The following is an 18,911-nucleotide window of genomic DNA, read 5'->3' as shown; positions in this document are numbered from 1 at the left end:
TGGTGCAGCAAATTCTGCCTCGTTTTGGAGTATTTGTCATATTGGCCTTGACCTTGTTGCTTTACATAAATTCGCCAACAGTATCATTATGTCGGTAATCGTAGGGACAGCGCCTTGCGCCTGTCCTCCGGGGCGACCACAAGGGTACGCCCCTACATTACCGGATTAATTTCTAAAAATTCATAAAGACCTTTAGGGTCTTTATTACCCTACAATAATCGCGGACGAATCTGCATATTATTTTGACTTATCACGGTAAAAGCGTGCACCAATCTATCGGCGTGTTCTGTCATAACAGACGCAACTACTTTGGCGAGGCGAGGCCTCCCAGATTTTAGGTTAGAGAAAAGACGTTCTGTTTTTAGTATATGTTATCCCCATACGGCTCTTATTCAACTACAAAATCCATCAAGCTGACTGCGCCGTCTAGGCTGCCTGGCGTTGGCAATCGTTCGCCGGTATCGGGCCGGTAAAGACCGGCCTGGAGGGTGTAGGAACCGGGCGGTAAATTGGAGAGCCGGCGTTGATCGGCGATGATTTCGCCGGGGTCCCAGAGACTGGTGGGATAGGCTCCGCCGGCGGGGGGGCTATCAAATGAGGCGACCAGGTGGCCGGCGGGGTTGAGCAGGTGCACAAAAACGGTGTAGTCGGCCGGGGGGATGTTATCGGCCTGCCAGAAGAGGGCGAGTTGCAAATTGGGGGGGACAGGCTGCGAGGGGTCAAGGGGGTGGTGGTCAAGATCGGCCAGGTTGAAGCCGATGAGCGTAATTTGACGGCCAAAACTTTGTTTGACGAATTGTTGCGGATTAATGCCGGATACGGTGATGCCGGGCGGCGGGCCGCCAACTTTGAGGGGGCCCAGGCGGACGCTATTGCGGTCAATAGGCTGGCCTTCAACAAAAAGCGGCAGAGAGGTATGGGGTTGGTTAGCAGGGTAGAAGCCCACATCCAGCCAGTAGACGCCGGGAGGGGCGGCCGTTTCAACCGGAACGTCGTAGGCGTCGGACACAATCTCGCCGGGAACCCAGAGCAGGGTCGTGTAATATTTTAAAGGAATGCGGTCCTCGCCGCCGCGTTGCCCGGCGTTTTGGTCTAACAGGTGATTGAAGATGACCAGGTTTTGGCCCAGGGTGCGTTCGGCGCGCAGGTGTAAGGTGACGGGAAAACTCTGGCCCGGCTGAACCCGGCGCTGCGGTAGATCGTAACCCAGTAAGGTGATGGCTCCGGCAAAGTTGGCGTTGAGGGGATAGGCCATTGGCGGCGGCTCAAATTGGCGCGGCCGGTTGTGGATAGAGAAGAGAGAACCGGGCAGCAGAGAGAGTTGGTAACTGCCGCCGGGCCAGTGGGCGGCAACGATAAAATGGGCAATGCCGCCGCCAGGCCCGGATAGGAACCGGGTGGGAGTAAAAACTTGGCCGGAAGGATCGTTGAGAATGGGTGGATCGGAGGCGCCGGGCAAGATAAAGCTGAGGGTGCTGCGATAGGTGAAGGGGGAGGCGGGGGAGAGGCCATCGGCCCGCAGTTGGGGGGGAAGGACAGGGGCGGAGGAAAGTTGAGCAGGGAGGGAGAGAGCGGGCGTAAGCGTAAGCGGAACAGAAACCGGTTGCTCTTGAGGGTCGAGCAGTTGGAGCGACAGGGTGACGCCGGCAGCGGAAGCATGGGGCAGCAGGGGGATGGGAATGGTATCGCGCAGAATGTCGCCCTTATCCCAGGTGCGAGTGGGATAACGCCCGCCGAGGGGATGACCCAACCAGCCGCCCAACAGTTGGCCGGCCGGGCCGGTCAGGGTGAGATTGATGAGGTAATCCTGGGAGGGGATGGCTTCGGCTTGCCAGACCAGGGTCAAGGGAAGAAACCTGCCCTCAACCTGATGCAATTCATAACCCACCAACGTGACGCCTTTGGCCAACGGGGCGTTGAGCAGATTTTTGGCAGTGGCGGCATCGGGAGTGGTGCGGAGAGGAATGGGCGGGGGAAAATCGGCTTGAATGAGGGCCAGGGCATAAAGGCTGAGCCAGAGGCTAAAGAGGGGGAAGATGATTTTCATCAGATGAAGGCGAGCCAGTATGTTGCCTATTCCGTATTGCGGATTACGGATGGGGGTTTGACCCTGGTGGCCAGAATTGCCGGTTAAGAATTTTTCGTGAAAAGCGGATAAGCCCCAGACCAAAGCCAGGGTGATGGCCGGGAGCGCCGGAAAGAGATGGCGGCCCTGGGCGCTTTCGGCCACGTTTGCCCCGGTAAGGATGAAACGAAGCAGAGGGAGCGGCAGGAAAAAGAGGGGGGTCAGAAAAAAGAGGAGGAGGGATGAAGGCGGCAGTCGGAAGGATGAAGGTTGAGGCCGGAATATTTTATTGACCAGACCAATGACGGCCAGCAGACAAAAAACTGCCAGGCTCCCGTAGGCCCAGGCCGGCAGTTCAATGGCCCCGCCGCCGCCAAAAAGCCCCCAAAACGATTTAAAAAGAGTGACCAGCCAGGCCCACCAATCTGAAAATGAAGGCAGGCTGAACGAAGCCCCGGCCGCAACCTGGCGCAGCGTGGTATCGTGGGTGCTGGAAGTGAAGGCGGCCAAAGAACCGCGCAGCAGGCCCAGGGTTTCAACTTCGTTGAAGTGATACCAGACAAAAGCCGGCCACCACCCGGCGGTTAAAACAACGCCGAGAGAAAAAACACTTAAGGATTGCAGCAATCGTTTGATTTTGGCGGATAGGCTGCCGGTTTTATCTCTCCATTTTTGGCAGGCCAGCCAAAAGCCCCACCCCCCCACCAGGGGACAGAGAGGCAGGGCGTTATATTTTGACATGCCGGCCAGGCCCAGCAGCAAGCCCAACACAAAGGTATGGCTTAAGCCGGGCAGCCGGGGGGGGGGTGGTATAGCCAATAAGGGCCAACAAAATAAGGCCGGTGAGAAAAATGAGCAGGCTGTCTTCGTTGAGCACGCTGCCCACAAAGAGCACCTGGGGCGTAAAGGCTTGCAGGCCGGCGGCGCACGCGGCCAGGCGACGTTGGCCCGTTAACCGCCGGGCGATGAGGTAAGTGGGAATGAGGGCCAGCGTGGAGAATAGAACAGAGACAAAGCGGCTCAGGTGCCAACCCAGGGTGAGGCCCTGCCAGGGCCAGGCTTCGTCGGCGGTGTGGATGAAGGCGGCGCTGGTTTGGCCGTTGAAGGGAATGAGCCGGCGCGGGCTGTCGCCAAAGGATTTGAGCTGGGTGGGCGGCGCATCGCCCACCGCGGCCAGGGGCCGGGCAATGAGCAGATAATAAAGCGGCGGAAAGTCGGCGCGATAATCGGCCTCCCGGCGTTCGGCCAGGGTGGCCGGCAGGCGGCCATGGTTGGCTATAAAACGGGCATAACCCAGGTGGGCCGATTCATCGGGCGCTTCGCCCAGGGGAACCAGGCTGGAATAGGCCAGAGCCAGAACGAGGTGAAGCAGGAGCACGAAGAAAAAAGGGGTATTTAATTTTGCCGTTTGCGGGAGCAAGGTAGTTACTTTCAATGTTTGCAATCCCGGTTTTTGGGGTTATTCAACCCGAATGATGATACTCAAGATAAGGTGATCGTCAAGCGGCCGGCCGTCCTCGGCTAAAACGGGCGTCCGCGCCAGGGTATCGGCCTGGTACCAGCCAACGTGCAGCCGGTAGTCGCCGGAGGGGAGACCTTGAGGGAGGGTCAGGGTGTATTTGTCGGTGATTTTTTCGCCGGGCTGCCAGGCGGTGGTGGGATAGGTACCCCAAACCGGCTGGTTATCCTGGCCGGCCTGGTTAAAGCCATTGGCGGCAATGAGGTGGGTAAAGACGGTGTAAGGTGTAGGGGTAGGGCCATTGGCCTGCCAATAGAGAGAAAGGGTAAATTCATCGCCGGGTTCCAGGGTTAAAAGATGGGTTTTTTCGCCGGGCATGCCGGTAAGGCGAGAGTCGCCTGCTTTATTAAAAATTTGATAACCCCGCAGGCGAACACCGTGGGCAAAGGCGGCCGGTTGGCCGACCAAGGCATTTGCAATGGCGGGGGGGGTGAGGTAGAGGTTGACGTGAAAAACAGGGAAAAAGGTTTGATCAACGCGGTCGGCGTGGCGGTCGAGCCAATTGAGCACGTCGCCCTGCTCGTCAAAACCCTGCCGCAGCAGGGGCAAAAACCAGATGCGACGAAACTGGTTAGCCACGCTTTCAATCTCGGCCAGCCGGGCTGCGGTTGAGCGGTCGCGCTCGTCGGGGATAACGCGGAAGGGTAAGGCAGCGGGACTGTAATAACTCACGGCCGCTTCGGGAAAGTTGGTCAGCATCAAATCTTCGGGGCGGGCGTTGTCGCTCACGTAATGGTGGTACAAATGCCAGGGCGGGGCTTTGGCATAAAGAGGGTTGGTAAAGTAGTTTTGTAGGGCCAAGAGATTAAAATAAAGCAGGGCGGACAGGAGAAGGGGAGAAATAAGGGCCAACGGTCGCAGGGTATGGCGGAGGGTGGATTGCGGCCCGGACGACGGTTTGTTTAGTTGCCACAAGGCCAAAAAGCCGGCGGCCAACAATAACTCAAAGGCCGGGTGAGCCTGGATGAGAAACCGTTCTTTAAAAAATGGCTGGCCAATGGACAGGGCAATGACGCCCAAAACCGGTCCGGCAAAAAACAGGCCCCAAAATGTACCGGTGGTAAAATTCCGCCGCAGCAAGGTGATCAGGCCCATTAGCCACACCGGGGCCAACAATAGGCTGGCCCACAGGCCGCGAGTTGAATCTATGGTGAAGCCGGTGAGCAGGGCGGTGGAGGTCAGGCGCAGGATGTCGGCGGTGGAAAGCACGTCAATGCCGCCGGCAGCCTGCCCCCACAAGTGGGAAGCCAGGTATAGGCCGGGAATGATTAAAAGACCAATAGCCATTTGGGAGGCAAGCCAGGGCCACTTTTGGCTCCAGTATTTTTGGAAATTGAGCAACACAAACAAGCCTTGAAAGGCAATGAAAAAAACAGTGTAGTAGTGGATGTACAGGCAGGCAGTGGTAAAAAAAATGTAAAGAAACCAGGGGAGGGAAAAAGGAGAATTGGGTTTTGCGGTACGTTGGGTTTTGGGGTTGAGGGCCAACCATAAAGCCCACGATGAGAGCAGACCCAGCAGGGTAAAAATGGGATAAGAGCGCAAGTCTTGGGCCAGCCAGATTTGCAAGGGATTGAGAGCCAGCAGGGCTGCGGCCAGCAGGCTGAGGCGAACTGAACGCAAGGTGAGGCGGGCCAGGGTGAATAACGCCGCCACGCTCAACACGCCAGCTATAACCCCGGTAAAACGCATCAGCCAGGCCTCTTTGCCCAGCAGCCACTGCCAGGGATGGAGCAGCAGGTAATAAAGGGGCGGGTGGGGGTCGGTGACGCGCGAAAGTTCCCATAACAGGCTGACGGGCAGGGCAGAGTAGTGGACGGTGGCGGCTTCGTCGCCGCGCAGGGCTTGCTGATCAAGCTGATAGGCGCGCAGAAAAAAGGCGAGCAGGAGAATGAGCAGGATGAGGAAGCGAGCGCGTGAGGCATACTGCGCAATGCGTGAAAAGATACGGCTTACAGTTTTGGTTTTCATCTCCCTTCACCGGCCAGATATTCAGAATTTTATAGTGTTCCAGAAAAGCTTTTGCCGCTGAAACAGATAGCAGGGTAGCAGATGTAGCAGAGTAGCAGATGTAGCAGAGTAGCAAACTTTTTTCTGCTACCTTGCTACTTGCTACCTTGTTTTCTGGACATCTATATTGTTATTGAACTGTAATCAAATTTGGCAAATCAACAAAATCTTGGGGTTGATTTTTTAGCTCCAACCGCCGGCCGGTTTCGGGCTGATACAGGCCCACCCGCAGGGTGTACGGGCCGGGGGGCAGATTTTGGGGCAGGGCCAACGCGTAGGGGTCTATCACTATTTCGTTTACGTCCCACCAGGAGGTGGGGTAACGACCCTGTTGGGGAGGGTGGTCTTGTTGGGCCTGGATGTTGCCCTGGGCGTCGAGGAGGTGGTTGAAGACCACGTAATTGTGGGTGAGGGGGGTCAGAGCCTGCCAGTGCAGTTGGTAGGTGAAGGTTTGGCCGGGCTGGAGCACGGGGAGCGGATCCGCATCTACGCCCAGCAGCGCAAGGCTCTCTCCGGTGGCGGCATCGCTAAACCGGATACCGGCCAGGGGATATTGGGGCGGGGGCGGGGGTTGCCGCCGGACGTGGAATTTGCCCAGAATGATTTTGTCGTCTGGGGTTTCAGCGACGTCTACGGTAACCGGCAAACGTTCCTGTGAAGCGCCGTGATAAAGCCCTACTTCAAAACGATAGACCCCCTCGGGCGCATCGGCCGGGAGGGTAAAGTAGTGACTGCCGGGCACGGCCAGGCCAACGGGCCAGCGGTGGGCGTCGAACAGGAGGCCGGTGAGGGGGGTATTGATTTGGCCGTGACGCCGGCCAGTGGAAAGGTCAAACAGGTGAATGAAAACATAATAATCGCCGTTGATGGGGCGCAGGGCCTGCCAGTGGAAGGAGAGGGTGACGGTTTCGCCCGGTTTGACAACCGGCGGGCTGACCTGATAGGCGCTTAACAGGAGGTCATTATTAAAGTTGGCCCGGATGGATTGCAAGGGCGGGGTTTGGGGCGTAGCCGCAGGCAAAAAAGGGGCGTTGGCCGGGAGGGGGTAGATGTGGGCAAAAGGTTCCTGTTCGCCGTCAAGGATCAGGGCCTGGGGCGAGGTGGTTTGCGTGCGCTGCGAGAGCGTCTCTACCTGGGGCAGGGTGAGCGGGGGAAGAAGATGGGCCACGCCCCGGCCGTTGGCGTTGGGCTCAAGCAAAACAAAGATGGATTCGGCGGTTGAGCGGGCGGGTAAAAGATAAACGGCGGGCCGGCCCGAGGCCAGCAGCGAGTGTAGTTGGGCAGAGTCAATGTTGGTAAGGGTGGGATAGTTAGCTTGCAGGAGAAAGTGAACCACGGTTTCGCCGTAGAACATAAGCGGGGTGAGGGTCAGTTGCCGGGTTTGGCGATTGAGGTATTGGGCCATAACAGCGGGATGGTCGCTAAAATTATTGTAATGGGTGGCCCATACCCAAAAGTAGTTATAGGCGCCGGAGAGTCCGCCGCCGATAAGGAGCAGGAGGGGTAAAAAGGCGGCCAGGGGCAGTGGTTTTAAGACGGGCAGGCGATTGGCTGCTCCGGCCAGAGTGGCCAGGCCAACGGCTGAAATCAGAAACAGGGCCGGCCAGGCCACAATCCCCCGCAAGGGAACGGTTGGCGCGGCCCAATCCTGGATGGAGATCAAAACCGGAAGGGTGCCAATAAGCCACCACAGCAGCAAAAAAAGGGCGGCCGGTTTTTTGAAATGATAAACACAAACCGGCAGGCCAACCAGCAGGCCCAACGCCGATAATAAATTAAGCGCGGGCCATTCCTGGAGCCAGGTGTTGGCCCAAAAATGAACTTGTAATAGCGAAACCAGGTTGCCCGTTAGCGCGGGCAGGGGATGACCGGCGGCCAGAATGGAAATGGCCTGCGTGCGACTGTTAAAGGCCTGCGGATTTTGATAATAATAGAGGATGAGGGGCGTGACCACCAGAACAGCGGCCAGGCTGAAAATCAAAAAACCAATTAGCCTTTCTTTACGATTGGATTTGTTTTTTAACAATTCTATGGCCATAAAAACCACAAATAAAAAAGGTAGGAGCCGGGCGGCCAGGTAAGTGTAAAAGGTTAACCCCAGCAGCATTCCGGCCGCGGCCAACCAAATCCATCGCCGGGAAAAAGGAGGCCGGGCAGCGAGGCTGCCGCCCGCAAACCACCCCCGCCAGAAACACCACACCAGGCCCAAAAGCAGCGGCGGCAATAAAATTGCGCGTAAACTCAAGCGGCTAAAATAGATGTGCCAGTAGGAGATCGCCAGGCCGGCGGCGGCCAGCAAGCTAACGGCCGGCAGGTTGAGGTGGTGGTTTATTTTCTCCGGGAGAAATAAATGATCCAAACGTAGGCGTCGTCCAACCGCATATACCAGGGGAACGGTTAAAGTGGCCGCCAGAACCGAGGCAAGTCTGAGGGAGAAAAAAGAAATGCCGTAAAGCCGGAGGGCTACGGCCTGCATATAAAAAAAGAGGGTCTCGCGGCCAAAGTTGTTTTGCAAAAAGGGCGTGAGCCACTTGAGCCGCATCAACTGGAGCGCATCCAGGCCGTTGGTGGCTTCATCCAGGCTCAAGGAGAGGGGCAGATGATTGAGCTTAATCACCCGCAAGCCAAAGGCCACCCCCATGATCAATGAGGCATAAAGCAATAAACCGATGAAGGATTGCCGGCCAAAGTTGCTCTTTTTAGGCCTGTGTTCGCTTGTCATTCTGGCCGGCCGTGCTTCAGGCTGGCTCTGTTTCATCAGGGTGATGGTCGTTCTCTTCAAGCAAAATTTTGGCCAGCTTTTTGTATGCCTGCGCCCCTTTGTGTTTGGTGGCGTGTTCCACAATGGCCTTGTTGGCTTCCGACGCTTCGGCAAACCGGATGCTTTTGTAAATGATCACGTCAAATACTTTGTCGCCAAACTCGGAGCGAATCTCTTCCAGCACTTCGCGGGCGTGAATGGTGCCGGTGGAGTACATGGTGGCCAGGATGCCGCGCAGTCTCAAGTCGGGGTTCAAACGATCCTGGATCCGGTTAATGGTATCAAGCATCAGTTGAATACCGCGCGTGGCAAAGTGCTCGCATTGCAGCGGAATGATCACTTCCTGGCTGGTGCATAAAGCATTGATGGTCAATAAACTCAAACTGGGGGGACAGTCAATCAACACAAAGTCGTACCAAGAGTTGAGGGGTTCCAGCACGCGGCGCAACACCAATTCGCGTCGAATTTCCGGGATCAACTCTATTTCGGCGGCAGACAGGTCGGCGTTGGCCGGAATCAGGTCCAAATAGGCCTGTACCGGGCTGATCACCCGGCTGATGGGAAAATCATTATCCATCAACACGGTATAGATGGTGTCATCCAGTTCCGCTGCGTCAATGCCCAGTCCGGCAGATAACGCGCCCTGCGGGTCCATATCTACCACTAAAACTTTTTGCTTCATCTGAGCCAGGGCCACGCTCAGGTTAATCACCGTGGTGGTTTTACCCACCCCCCCTTTTCGATTGGCAATGGCAATGATTCGGGTCATTTTTTCCCTTCCTAATTTTGCAAAGATGATGGCGTTTTATTGTTTGTGTTCAACGGCGGCATTTTCACCACAAACTCGGTCAGCCGGGCGTAGTCTATGGCCCCGCGAGAACGGGGGGCGTATTCAAAAATGGTTTTACCCTGGCCCGGCGCTTCCGATAATTTGGTATCAACCCAAATAGGGTCGGCCACCACCGGCCCCATTTTTTTAAGCCCACGCACCACCTGCTGGCTAATTTTGCGACGAGGGTCATAAAGCGTGGGGATGATCAAGCGAATGATGGTTTCCCGGCCCAACATGCGGTTGATGTCTTTGAGATAAGTGACAAATTGTTGAATACTGGATACGGCCAGCATTTCCATTGAGACGGGGATGAATACTTCCTCGGCATAAGCCAGGGTGTTAACGGTAAGCAAAGAAACGGAAGGGGCGCAGTCAAGCAGTTGGTATTCATAACCGGCCAACTCGGCAAACAACTCTTCAAAAATTTCCTCGCGGGCCATTTCCAGAACCATCCGTTGTTGAGCCTTATAAAGGCCAATGTCGCTGGGCAATATATCAAGATTTTTTCTGGCCTTGACTACACATTCGGCGGCTGTGGCCCGATGGGTGAGAATATGGGTGAGTGATTTATCATACTTGTTGACCCCCAAAGCCATAGACACATTGGCCTGAGTATCGGTATCAATGATAATGACGCGGTGCCCGCGCAGGGCCAGCGCCGCGCCCAGGTTAACGCAGGTGGTTGTTTTGCCAATGCCGCCCTTAAAACCAACAATTGCTATTTTACGCATATTGCCTTACTTCTTACCTTTTCCGGCACCTTTAGGGTAAATTAACAACGTACTCATGGTAGTATATCCGCAAATAGTGAACAAAACAAACAACAATCCTGTTTTGGACTACGGCATAAACCATTACTTGATTTTACCAAGCTAAAACAGTTTAGTCAACATAACGTTTTAACAATTAATATTGGAGAACAGCTAAAATACCCTGTAAAACAAAATGCCCTCGCTCAGGGAGGGCATTTTGCCATAGCTTTTGCTAAAAATTTAAGATTGGATTTAGAGTGCCACAATTGCTTCGGTAGGACAAACCTCAACGCAAGTGCCGCAATCGGTGCATTTTTCCGGGTCAATCACAAAAATATCATCACCCTCACTGATTGCTCCTTCAGGACATTCAGGCTCGCAAGCGCCGCACGAGATGCACTCTTCGGTAATTTGATGGGCCATTTTTTAGGTTACTCCTGAATTGATTAATAATTCATTGGCCGCCAAATTGGGAGTCCGCATCTGCCGCCAATGAGAATTTATTCACAACCGCCACATTATAGGGAACAATAAAAAACTGTCAAGTAGGGTACTAATTTATCACCGTTCCAAAATCAACCATTTGCCCTTTTAGCACAGCCTCTACATGGCCCGGCTGCTCCGCCGAAATAATCATGGCCTGCATCGGGGGCATGGCCAGCGTTAAGCGATACATGTCGCGCACTTTGCTGAACATGCCCCCGGTCACGTCTACCCCGTGCGAGCCGCCCAGTTTGGCCTCAACTTCGGCCCAATTATTATGGTCAATATCCTCAATCAACGCTGCCTCAGGATGTTTCAGGGGGTCTTTATCATATACTCCGTCAACCTGGCCGCACAAAATAATCCGGTGGGGCGATAACTCGCGGGCCAGGTTGTCAAACAATTTTTCGGTAGACACAATGCTCATGCCCTGGTTGGCGTCCACGCTCACATCGCCATACACCACCGGCACCAGGCCGTGCTGTAACACCTCTTTGAGGGGGAACGTTTCAAAATACATCAACTGCTCCCCCCGGGTGCGCACGCTGGCCGAGGGTTGAAATTTGATGGCCCTAATGCCTGCGTTTCTAAAAATTTTCATGACCAGGTGGTTCAGTTCGGCCGCCGCGGCCGCCACTTCGGCAAAGCCCCGCCAACTCTCCGGCCCCACCACTCCCCGGTGAGTTTGATACCTGGCCGCCACCTGATGCCCAAACGAACCGGAGCCGTGGCCAATAATCAATTGCAAATCGTCGCCTCGCTCAACCAGGGCGTTTTTTATTTCCACGGCCAATCGTTCAATCACCTCTACGCGCGCCGTAAATGGCTGCGTTTTGTCGGTAATTACCGAGCCGCCCAATTTGAGCAAAATCAGTTCAGCCAATGGATATCCCCTTACTTTCTGCCGCTATCAGCGTTTGGGCTGCTGTTTCCGCCGCCCGGTACACTTCCCGCAGCGATACCCCCTTCTCCTCGGCCACCTGGCGGCAATCATCATACTCCGGCGCGGCTTTGGCCCCTCGCTTGCCCAGGCGCGCAATTTTGACCCGGATCGGGCCGTAAGGCGTGGCCACAGTTTCAATTGAACGGGGCAGGCAATGCCGCGTGACCATCTGCTGGCGGACGCCCAACGTGCTGGTTTCGGCAAGTAAAATCTGCATGAGCGGGTCCACATCAGCAGGTTGGCTCAACACCCGCAGCAACGTGGCCGGGCGATTTTTTTTCATTTGAATGGGCGAGAGGAAAACATCCAGGGCGTTAGCCGCAAAAAGGCGTTCTATCACGTAATCATAAAATTCGGGATTAAGGTCGTCAATGTTTGTTTCCAGCATGGCCAGGGTTTGACTCTTGGTGGGCAGAGGGGCAGCGGTTTCTCCCAACAGCAAGCGCAGCACATTGGGAATGGGCAAATCGCGGCCACCGGCTCCAAAACCGGCGGTGGTCAGGGTCATCGCCGGAAGAGGGCCAAATCCGGCAGCCAGTGAGGAAAGCAGGGCCGCGCCGGTGGGCGTGACCAATTCTACCTCCAAATCGCTGCCCACCACCGGCACGCCTTTCAGCAAACCCACCGTGGCCGGAGCCGGCAACGGAATCTGCCCGTGCGCGCCGGTAACAAAGCCTCGCCCCAAGGGCAGGGGAGAAGCGTAAATTCGCTCAACCCCTAACTCTTCTAACCCCACCAGCGCCCCCACCACGTCCACAATGGTATCCACCCCACCCAACTCGTGCAGGTGCACGTGATCCAGCGTGGCCCCGTGAATCCCGGCCTCAACCTCACCCATCCGTCGAAAAATGGCAATGGCCTGCGCTTTGATGGCCGGGGAGAGGTCGCTTTCTTGCACGATGCCTTCAATATCCGGCAGGTGGCGCGCCGGCGCGTCATCTTTGACCAGCACGTCTACTTTGGTGGCGCTGAAGCCGTTTTTGTTCACCCGGTTACAGCGCAGGTCAAAATCATCCAGGTGAAGCGCGGCCAATCGCTCGCGCAGCGTGGCCTCCGCCAAGCCCGCATCAAGCAACGCTCCCAAAATCATATCGCCGCTGGCCCCGGCGATGCAATCAAAATAGGCTAATTTCATTATCTTTTTCCTTGTATCCGCCGCAGAATCAAATGGGCATATAATCCCGCGCCAAAGCCGTTGTCAATATTCACTACCGCCACGCCCGAAGCGCACGAATTGAGCATGGAAAGCAAGGCGGCCAGGCCGTTGAAGCTGGCCCCGTAACCCACACTGGTGGGCACGCCGATAACGGGGCAGGAGACCAGCCCGCCAACCACGCTGGTCAAGGCCCCTTCCATGCCGGCCACGCTGATTATCACCTCGGCCTTAAACAATAACTCCCGCTGGTCTAACAGGCGATGCACTCCGGCCACGCCCACGTCGTAGGCTCGTCTGACCCGGCTGCCCAGGAATTCGGCGGTTTGGGCCGCTTCTTCAGCCACGGGCAGGTCAGAAGTGCCGCCACTGACGACCAGTAGATAGGGCGGGCGCGTCCTCAAGCGGCGGGTCAAGATCGCGGCGGACCAGGGTGAGCAGGCGCGAGGTCGCATCGTAACGGGTGTGGGGCACTTTGGCTTGAACCGCCTCGGCCTTTTCCGCAGAGGCCCGAGTTGCCAAAACGCGATCGTGGTGCCGGCCCAGTCGCTGCAAAATGGCCACGATCTGCTCAACGGTTTTGTTTTCGCAAAAAACAACCTCGGGCAAGCCCTGGCGCAGGGCGCGATGCATGTCCAGGCGGGTATGGCCGATGTCTTCATAAGGCAACCCGCGTAATTGTTCCAGGGCCTGGGCTACGGTAATTTGCCCGGCCTGTACTTCAAGCAGCAGTTGTTCAATCCTGTTGACGTCCATTGGCCGACGTGATGACCTCGTTCAGACTGCCGGAGCGGAAACCGGCCAGGTCGAGAGTGACATAGGCGTAACCCACCGCCTTAAATTTTTCCACAATCAACTGGCGATAAGCCAGAAGCAGGTCAAACTCTTCCGGCGGCACTTCAATCCGGGCAATCTGGTGGTGGTGGCGCACCCGCATGCGGGGGAGCCCCATTTTTTTTAGAATGAGTTCAGCCTGTTCTACCTGCGAGAGCATGGGCAGGGTGATAGGGGTATGGTAGGGAATACGCGAGGCGAGACAGGCTGCGGCCGGTTTGTCCCAATTGGGCAAGTTAAAGTTACGGGCCAATTCCCGGATTTCGGCTTTGCTCAAACCAACCTCTTGCAACGGACTCCGCACTCCCTGCTCTTGCGCGGCTTGACGGCCAGGGCGATGGTCGCCCACGTCGTCGGCGTTGGTGCCATCCAGCAGGTAACGATACCCCTGGCCCCGGGCGTATGTTATCAAGGTATCGTAAACCTGGTTTTTGCAAAAGTAGCAGCGCAGAGGGGTGTTGGCCAGGTAACGAGGGTCTTCGGTTTCGTGGGTGTCAATGGACACGTGGCGGGCGCCAATTTGCCGGATAATGGCCTCGGCCTGTTCGCGCTCGTCGGTGGGCATGCTGGCCGAGACAGCGGTTAAGGCCACGGCCCGCTCGCCCAGCTCATCGTGCGCTACCTTGAGCAGCAGCGTGCTGTCCACCCCCCCGGAGTAAGCGACGGCTACGCTTTCCATGCTGCGCAGGAGTTGTTTGAGTTGTGGTAATTTATCGGTCATGGGCCTCCTCAACCAGGGGATTATGCCTTAAATTGGCACGGCTGGCAAGAGCCGGAGGCGGAAGCACAAAAAGCAGCCGCGAGTGGGGAGGTTGAACGACGACGAAAGAAGCTCATTGGTCGTTGGCCGTTTACCGGCTAAGGGCTTAAGATAAAGGAGAGCAGGGCCGGTTTGACATCCAACAGGGAATGAAGCCGGGGAACCAACTGTTGAAATCCGACACCGGCCAACAGGGTGAGGGCCGGATTTTTGGTATGTTTGGGGATGGTCCAATCTTCAAAATTGCCGTGGTCGCTAACTACCAGTAAAAGGGAACAACGCCAGTCTAACTCGTCCAAAATACCGGCCAGAAAGTCATCCAGTTTGGGCAAAATTTGCAACGATTCAGCCCGCTTCTGTTTGTGGCCCAGCCAGTCGGTATACCAAAATTCAAAAAAGGTAAGGGTGTGTTCTTGGGCCAGGCAGGCAAATTGCCGGCCGGCCTGGCGAGGATTCACCGCCGGCAATTCAACGTCCGGCTCCGGCCAGTATTCGTTGCTCAAAAACGCGGAGAGCGCCCGGCCCCGGCGCAAATCCTCACTGCTGCGGATTTTGAGGTTAGCCAGGTACGCCGCCTGGGTATTGGCGCTTAACCGGCCCTTGCCCCGCCGGAGGCGGTCCAGAAAGCGGGCGGGATAGGCGTTGGCGTAGGCCACCGGCCGGCCGGCCTCTAAAAGGGTTTTGAAAATATTGTCCCGGGCCAACATCTCTCGCAAAGCTTGGTTGGGGTAGGGGCCATAATGTTCTCCCAGGGCCGCGGGCGCGTTGCGCCCCGTGAGAATGGTGGTTTGGCCGGTAGCGGATTGGGGCAGGCCGGGCACACCAAGAAGGGCGTCCAGGCCCAACAGGGCGGCTTGGTTGGTAACGGCGCCGGCGGCGTTGCGCGTTAAATGCGGCACATTTAACAACGCCCGGAAGCACGGCAGGTCAACGTGCATAAAGGGGTTGGTTTCAGGATTGGCCTCTCCTAAACCAACCCCATCCAAAAAAAGCACCGCCACAGATTTTTCCATGGTCAGGCCACCGTTTTCACGGTGATCTCCAGCCCCCGGCCAAGCGGCACGGTAACGCTCTCCAGGTGGGGATGGTTTTGCACGTAGGTTACATAATCCAACAATTCATCCTGGTGAGAAACAACGTTATCGGCCACAACCAGGGCACCAACATTCAACCGTTTGTAGACCACGTCAAAATAGGTTTCGTACTGGCCTTTATTGGCGTCAATAAAAACAAAATCAAGCGGTTCCTGGCGATGGCGCAGCAATTCGCGGGCATCGCCGGTTAGCACTTGCGCGTAAGCGTCCATCTTGGCCCGGCTCAAGTTGGCGCGGGTTTTATCGGCCCTGGCCGGGTCAAGTTCACAGGTAATTACTTTGCCGCCGCTAAACGAGGCCGCGTAGGCCAGCCACAGGGTGGAGTAACCCACGCTGCTGCCAATTTCAACCAGGTTTTGGGCTTTGTTTGCCACAGCCAGGGTAAACAATAATTTGGCCGCGTCAGAGTCCATCGCCTGGATGCGCCGGGTCGGGGGCAAGTTTTGGGCGCGTTCCTGCTGATCCTGTCTTTCGAGTTCGGTCAGAACGTCAAACAGTTCTTGATCCATAGTTTTCTCCTTTGGGTGTGGATGGGGGATACTATACGTGAGGCCAATGAAGTAGGCAAGTATTTCTACGGGTAATAACCGCTTAGGCGTAAGGCCGCCGGGGAGCTGTTGGCGGAGTGTTGCGTGGTGAGGGGGGGCGTGTTGGGTATTGTGTATTGCGTAAAGGGCATGGAGAGCCTTGCATAATTTGTTTGGGAGTCACACTCCCGATGTCATTTCGAGCCGCAGGCGAGAAATCCCCAGAAGTGGGCTTTGAGCCGAACCTGGCTGGCAAAAAGACTGCTTTTGGACTTGACTTGTCTTCTAACAGTCCCTTTTTTCTGGAAGTTGGGAGAGATTTCTCGGCCTATGGCCTCGAAGCAACAAGCAAGGAGGCTGCTGCAATTGCTCTCAGGTTATAAGTGAAATTTTTAACTATGCAAGACTCTCCAATTTTGGATATAAAGAGGCGTTAAGATTTTAACCTTTCTCCCCCGCATTTCCCATTGCCCGATGGCGTGTCGGTGTTATATAATTAAAGTATGCAGTGGCTTGTTGATGGACACAACTTGATTGGCCAGATGCCCCATCTCCAACTGAATGACCCGGATGACGAAGAGAAACTACTGGCGTACCTGCGCCGTTACCGGGCCAGAACCGGCCATAAAGTGACCGTTATTTTTGACCCCGGCCAGACCTATCAACCCGGCCAAAAGCTGAAGCAGGGCGGAATTACCGCGCAATTTGTCTCGCCGGGCCAGAGCGCGGATCAAGCCCTTATCCGGCGTATCCGCAAAGTTAGAAATCCTCAGGCGGTGATGGTGGTTACGTCTGACCGGGCGGTGGAGCGGGCCGCGCGCCAGGCCGGGATACGGGTGGTCTCATCGGCTGAGTTTGCCCGGCAATTGTTAGCCTTGTCCGTTCCACCGGCTGCGCCGGAAGAGCGCAGGGCTAACATAAGACTTTCACCCGATGAGGTAGAAGAGTGGCTGGCTATCTTCAGCCAGCGCAGAACGTGAATCCTGATAAATAGGCAGCCTGGTCTAAAGATAGCTTGATTTTGTTTGTGCAATACAGACCCGGAATTTTAACAAAACAAATGACTGAATTTTCAAACGATAAACCGGACCTCATCGCCCTTGAACAGGAAAATGCTCGTTTGCGCAAGTACAGCCAGCTTTTGGCCAATCGGCTTGAACGAAAGATTCAAGAATTGACCACGGCCAATGAGGCTCTGGCCCACACCGACGCCATGAAGTCCCGTTTTATTAACATGGCCGCCCACGAACTGCGCACGCCCTTGGCGGCGCTGCGGGGTTATCTCAGCGTCCTCACCAGTCCCGGTAGCAAATTTATAGCCAATGCCGATGAAGCCACCCTGGAACTTATTGACGGCGTTATTACCGGCATTGATCGCCTGCAAGGGTTGGTGCAGGATATGCTTGATGTGACTCGGATTGAGGCCGGAACGTTACAGCTCAAACACGCCCCGGTTCAGTTGTCGCTCATCTTTGAGAAAATTCTGAAAGATTTTAGAAAAGTGGTGGCCAGGCGGCGGCAAACTTTGCTCATCGGCGAGGCTAATCACGTGCCGGTGATGTGGATTGATGGCGAGCGCGTTACCCAGATTTTGCGAAATTTGGTGAGCAATGCCGTTAAGTACACCCCGGATGGGGGCGTTATTGAGTTGACGGCCGACTTGATGGCCAGTGATGATAAAAATAATAAGTTTGTAAAAATAACCGTTACCGACAGCGGCGTGGGCGTGCCTCAAGACCAACAAAAGCATATCTTTGAAGGTTTTTATGAGGTGCGCGAAATTGAGCTGCACAGCACCAGCAAAACCGATTTTATGGGCGGTGGGGCCGGCCTGGGCCTGCCGATTGCGCGGGGGGTGGCCGAGGCGCACGGCGGCTCGTTGTGGGTGGAGAGCCCCGTCTATGAACCCGCCCAATATCCCGGTAGTAAATTTCACCTCATTTTGCCTTTGGGGGAGGCCCCTAAAGGCTAAGCCCATTTTGACAACCTGCCCCTATACCTCTATCATACCTCTGCAATTAAGTCTATTGGGGCGCGTCCCAAAATTTTGGCGGTAGGGGCAGGACATTGTCCTGTCCCTACTCTATGACCTAAAAATTGGGATAGCCCCGTCCATTGCTGGAGTTTTTTTTGAGTCTCAATCAATGGTTGGGTGACCTGCCCAAAGATAAACGAAATATCTATTTTGTGCTTCTGGGCATTATTATTGTGACTATTCCGTGTTATTGCCTGGGTATTACCTTTTTAGCTTCAGCCCCGCCAGCCGAGTTATCAACCCCAACCCCTTTTGGCTTTACGTTTACGCCAACCCCAACTCCAACCGTTCAAAACACGCCGTCGCCTACGCTGACCATTATTGAGTCCGAGCCAAGCAATACCCCCACCCTCACCTTAGAACCAACCCCCACTCAATCGTTCCCTACCGCTGCGCCATCTGATACCCCCACCTCTGTTCCGCCCACCGCCACGCCTTCACCCACCAATACCATACCACCCACCTCTACCCCAACCGGCACTTTAACGCCAACCAGCACTGCCTCGCCCACGCCCACGGTAAATGCTGCGGCTACGGCTACGGCCGTGGCGGCTACCGCCACGGCCGTTGGCAATGCTACAGCTGCCGCGATCACAGCCACCGCGGCTGCCAATGCTACCGCCGCGGCCGCCGCGGCTACCGCTACCGCCGCCAATGCCACGGCCGTGGCGGCCACGGCCACCGCTGCCGCCAATGCTACGGCTGTCGCGGCCACCGCCACTGCTGCTGCCAATGCTACTGCCACCGCTGCTACTGCCACCGCTGCTACTGCCACCGCTGCTACTGCCACCGCTGCCGCCAATGCCACCGCTACGGCTGCCGCGGCCACGGCCACCGTTGCCGCCAATGCCACCGCCACGGCTGCTGCCGCTACCGCCACCGCAGAAGCAGACACTGCGGCCACGGCTACTGCTGTCGCCGCTACCGCCACTGCCTCCGCAGAAGCCACAACCGAAACAGGCGGCGGTCCCTAACCATTAAAATTGGCTCTTGGTTTACCATAATAAAAAATTGACAAGGGTATGCCTGTCTGCTAAAATAGTGCACAGAAAAGTTAATACTCGACTTTTGCATTGACATAATGAACATTAAAAACAGCATAAACGAACGAAACTGCGTTGTTCTTTTTGGGAGCAAGCAAAG

16 protein-coding genes and 1 pseudogene are annotated in these 18,911 nt (G+C 55.8%); 4 read left to right on the top strand and 13 right to left on the bottom strand.

Translation table 11 applies throughout. The features are described from left to right. Window positions 1–388: 388 nt before the first annotated feature. From JW953_08120 to JW953_08060, 13 genes and pseudogenes are all read right to left on the bottom strand, one after another. Entirely contained in the window at window positions 389–2,884 is a 2,496-nt protein-coding gene (locus tag JW953_08120; protein MBN1992659.1) for a hypothetical protein, read from the bottom strand. Further along, entirely contained in the window at window positions 2,793–3,500 is a 708-nt protein-coding gene (locus JW953_08115) for a glycosyltransferase family 39 protein (GenBank protein ID MBN1992658.1), read from the bottom strand. Before JW953_08115 ends, JW953_08120 begins: the two co-directional genes overlap by 92 nt. A gap of 24 nt (window positions 3,501–3,524) precedes the next feature. Further along, a complete protein-coding gene (locus JW953_08110; protein ID MBN1992657.1) occupies window positions 3,525–5,555 on the bottom strand; it encodes a glycosyltransferase family 39 protein in 2,031 nt (676 codons plus the stop codon). A 169-nt stretch (window positions 5,556–5,724) separates the two neighbouring features. Continuing rightward, on the bottom strand, window positions 5,725–8,316 hold the full coding sequence (locus JW953_08105) for a hypothetical protein (protein MBN1992656.1): 2,592 nt from the start codon (window positions 8,314–8,316) through the stop codon (window positions 5,725–5,727). 16 nt (window positions 8,317–8,332) lie between these two features. After that, entirely contained in the window at window positions 8,333–9,124 is a 792-nt protein-coding gene (locus tag JW953_08100; GenBank protein ID MBN1992655.1) for a ParA family protein, read from the bottom strand. 11 nt (window positions 9,125–9,135) lie between these two features. Beyond that, the gene (locus JW953_08095) at window positions 9,136–9,918 is read right to left on the bottom strand and encodes a ParA family protein (protein ID MBN1992654.1); all 783 of its coding nucleotides are present in this window, start codon (window positions 9,916–9,918) and stop codon (window positions 9,136–9,138) included. A 273-nt stretch (window positions 9,919–10,191) separates the two neighbouring features. Further along, on the bottom strand, window positions 10,192–10,362 hold the full coding sequence (locus tag JW953_08090) for a 4Fe-4S binding protein (protein ID MBN1992653.1): 171 nt from the start codon (window positions 10,360–10,362) through the stop codon (window positions 10,192–10,194). 130 nt (window positions 10,363–10,492) lie between these two features. Further along, complete coding sequence (locus JW953_08085; GenBank protein ID MBN1992652.1) at window positions 10,493–11,305, bottom strand: isopentenyl phosphate kinase family protein; 813 nt, start codon at window positions 11,303–11,305, stop codon at window positions 10,493–10,495. Further along, window positions 11,298–12,500: a nickel pincer cofactor biosynthesis protein LarC gene (gene larC, locus JW953_08080; protein MBN1992651.1), complete on the bottom strand. Its 1,203-nt coding sequence runs from the start codon at window positions 12,498–12,500 to the stop codon at window positions 11,298–11,300. Before larC ends, JW953_08085 begins: the two co-directional genes overlap by 8 nt. Then, window positions 12,500–13,274: pseudogene (gene larB, locus JW953_08075) on the bottom strand (nickel pincer cofactor biosynthesis protein LarB). The gene larC and the pseudogene larB overlap by 1 nt, the downstream one beginning before the upstream one ends. Further along, window positions 13,255–14,073 (bottom strand): ATP-dependent sacrificial sulfur transferase LarE, encoded by an 819-nt coding sequence (gene larE, locus JW953_08070; protein ID MBN1992650.1) that lies wholly within the window; start codon window positions 14,071–14,073, stop codon window positions 13,255–13,257. Before larE ends, larB begins: the two are co-directional and overlap by 20 nt. A 137-nt stretch (window positions 14,074–14,210) precedes the next feature. Continuing rightward, window positions 14,211–15,125 (bottom strand): alkaline phosphatase family protein, encoded by a 915-nt coding sequence (locus tag JW953_08065; GenBank protein ID MBN1992649.1) that lies wholly within the window; start codon window positions 15,123–15,125, stop codon window positions 14,211–14,213. A 2-nt stretch (window positions 15,126–15,127) separates the two neighbouring features. Further along, the gene (locus JW953_08060; protein MBN1992648.1) at window positions 15,128–15,715 is read right to left on the bottom strand and encodes a DUF1442 domain-containing protein; all 588 of its coding nucleotides are present in this window, start codon (window positions 15,713–15,715) and stop codon (window positions 15,128–15,130) included. A gap of 209 nt (window positions 15,716–15,924) precedes the next feature. Here JW953_08060 and JW953_08055 point away from each other — a divergent pair, with 209 nt between their 5' ends. The 4 genes from JW953_08055 (at window position 15,925) to JW953_08040 (ending at window position 18,742) form a co-directional block, all read left to right on the top strand. Next, window positions 15,925–16,116 (top strand): hypothetical protein, encoded by a 192-nt coding sequence (locus JW953_08055; GenBank protein MBN1992647.1) that lies wholly within the window; start codon window positions 15,925–15,927, stop codon window positions 16,114–16,116. Window positions 16,117–16,236: 120 nt separating this feature from the next. Continuing rightward, the gene (locus JW953_08050; GenBank protein ID MBN1992646.1) at window positions 16,237–16,713 is read left to right on the top strand and encodes an NYN domain-containing protein; all 477 of its coding nucleotides are present in this window, start codon (window positions 16,237–16,239) and stop codon (window positions 16,711–16,713) included. A gap of 80 nt (window positions 16,714–16,793) precedes the next feature. Further along, a complete protein-coding gene (locus JW953_08045) occupies window positions 16,794–17,705 on the top strand; it encodes a HAMP domain-containing histidine kinase (GenBank protein MBN1992645.1) in 912 nt (303 codons plus the stop codon). Window positions 17,706–17,863: 158 nt separating this feature from the next. Then, window positions 17,864–18,742 (top strand): AAA family ATPase, encoded by an 879-nt coding sequence (locus JW953_08040; protein ID MBN1992644.1) that lies wholly within the window; start codon window positions 17,864–17,866, stop codon window positions 18,740–18,742. Window positions 18,743–18,911: the final 169 nt, after the last annotated feature.

The organism is Anaerolineae bacterium (assembly GCA_016931895.1).
Lineage (GTDB): Bacteria > Chloroflexota > Anaerolineae > 4572-78 > J111 > JAFGNV01.
The sequence above is the reverse complement of the archived record's forward strand: the minus strand, read 5'-3'. Positions and strand labels throughout refer to the sequence as shown.

Excerpts from the sequence above, each read along its gene's own strand:
- JW953_08110 (MBN1992657.1), bottom strand. The coding sequence starts at position 5,555 with ATGAAAACCAAAACTGTAAGCCGTATCTTTTCACGCATTGCGCAGTAT.
- JW953_08105 (MBN1992656.1), bottom strand. The coding sequence starts at position 8,316 with ATGACAAGCGAACACAGGCCTAAAAAGAGCAACTTTGGCCGGCAATCC.
- JW953_08100 (MBN1992655.1), bottom strand. The coding sequence starts at position 9,124 with ATGACCCGAATCATTGCCATTGCCAATCGAAAAGGGGGGGTGGGTAAA.
- JW953_08095 (MBN1992654.1), bottom strand. The coding sequence starts at position 9,918 with ATGCGTAAAATAGCAATTGTTGGTTTTAAGGGCGGCATTGGCAAAACA.
- JW953_08090 (MBN1992653.1), bottom strand. The coding sequence starts at position 10,362 with ATGGCCCATCAAATTACCGAAGAGTGCATCTCGTGCGGCGCTTGCGAG.
- larC (MBN1992651.1), bottom strand. The coding sequence starts at position 12,500 with ATGAAATTAGCCTATTTTGATTGCATCGCCGGGGCCAGCGGCGATATG.
- larE (MBN1992650.1), bottom strand. The coding sequence starts at position 14,073 with ATGACCGATAAATTACCACAACTCAAACAACTCCTGCGCAGCATGGAA.
- JW953_08065 (MBN1992649.1), bottom strand. The coding sequence starts at position 15,125 with ATGGAAAAATCTGTGGCGGTGCTTTTTTTGGATGGGGTTGGTTTAGGA.
- JW953_08060 (MBN1992648.1), bottom strand. The coding sequence starts at position 15,715 with ATGGATCAAGAACTGTTTGACGTTCTGACCGAACTCGAAAGACAGGAT.
- JW953_08055 (MBN1992647.1), top strand. The coding sequence starts at position 15,925 with ATGTCATTTCGAGCCGCAGGCGAGAAATCCCCAGAAGTGGGCTTTGAG.
- JW953_08050 (MBN1992646.1), top strand. The coding sequence starts at position 16,237 with ATGCAGTGGCTTGTTGATGGACACAACTTGATTGGCCAGATGCCCCAT.
- JW953_08045 (MBN1992645.1), top strand. The coding sequence starts at position 16,794 with ATGACTGAATTTTCAAACGATAAACCGGACCTCATCGCCCTTGAACAG.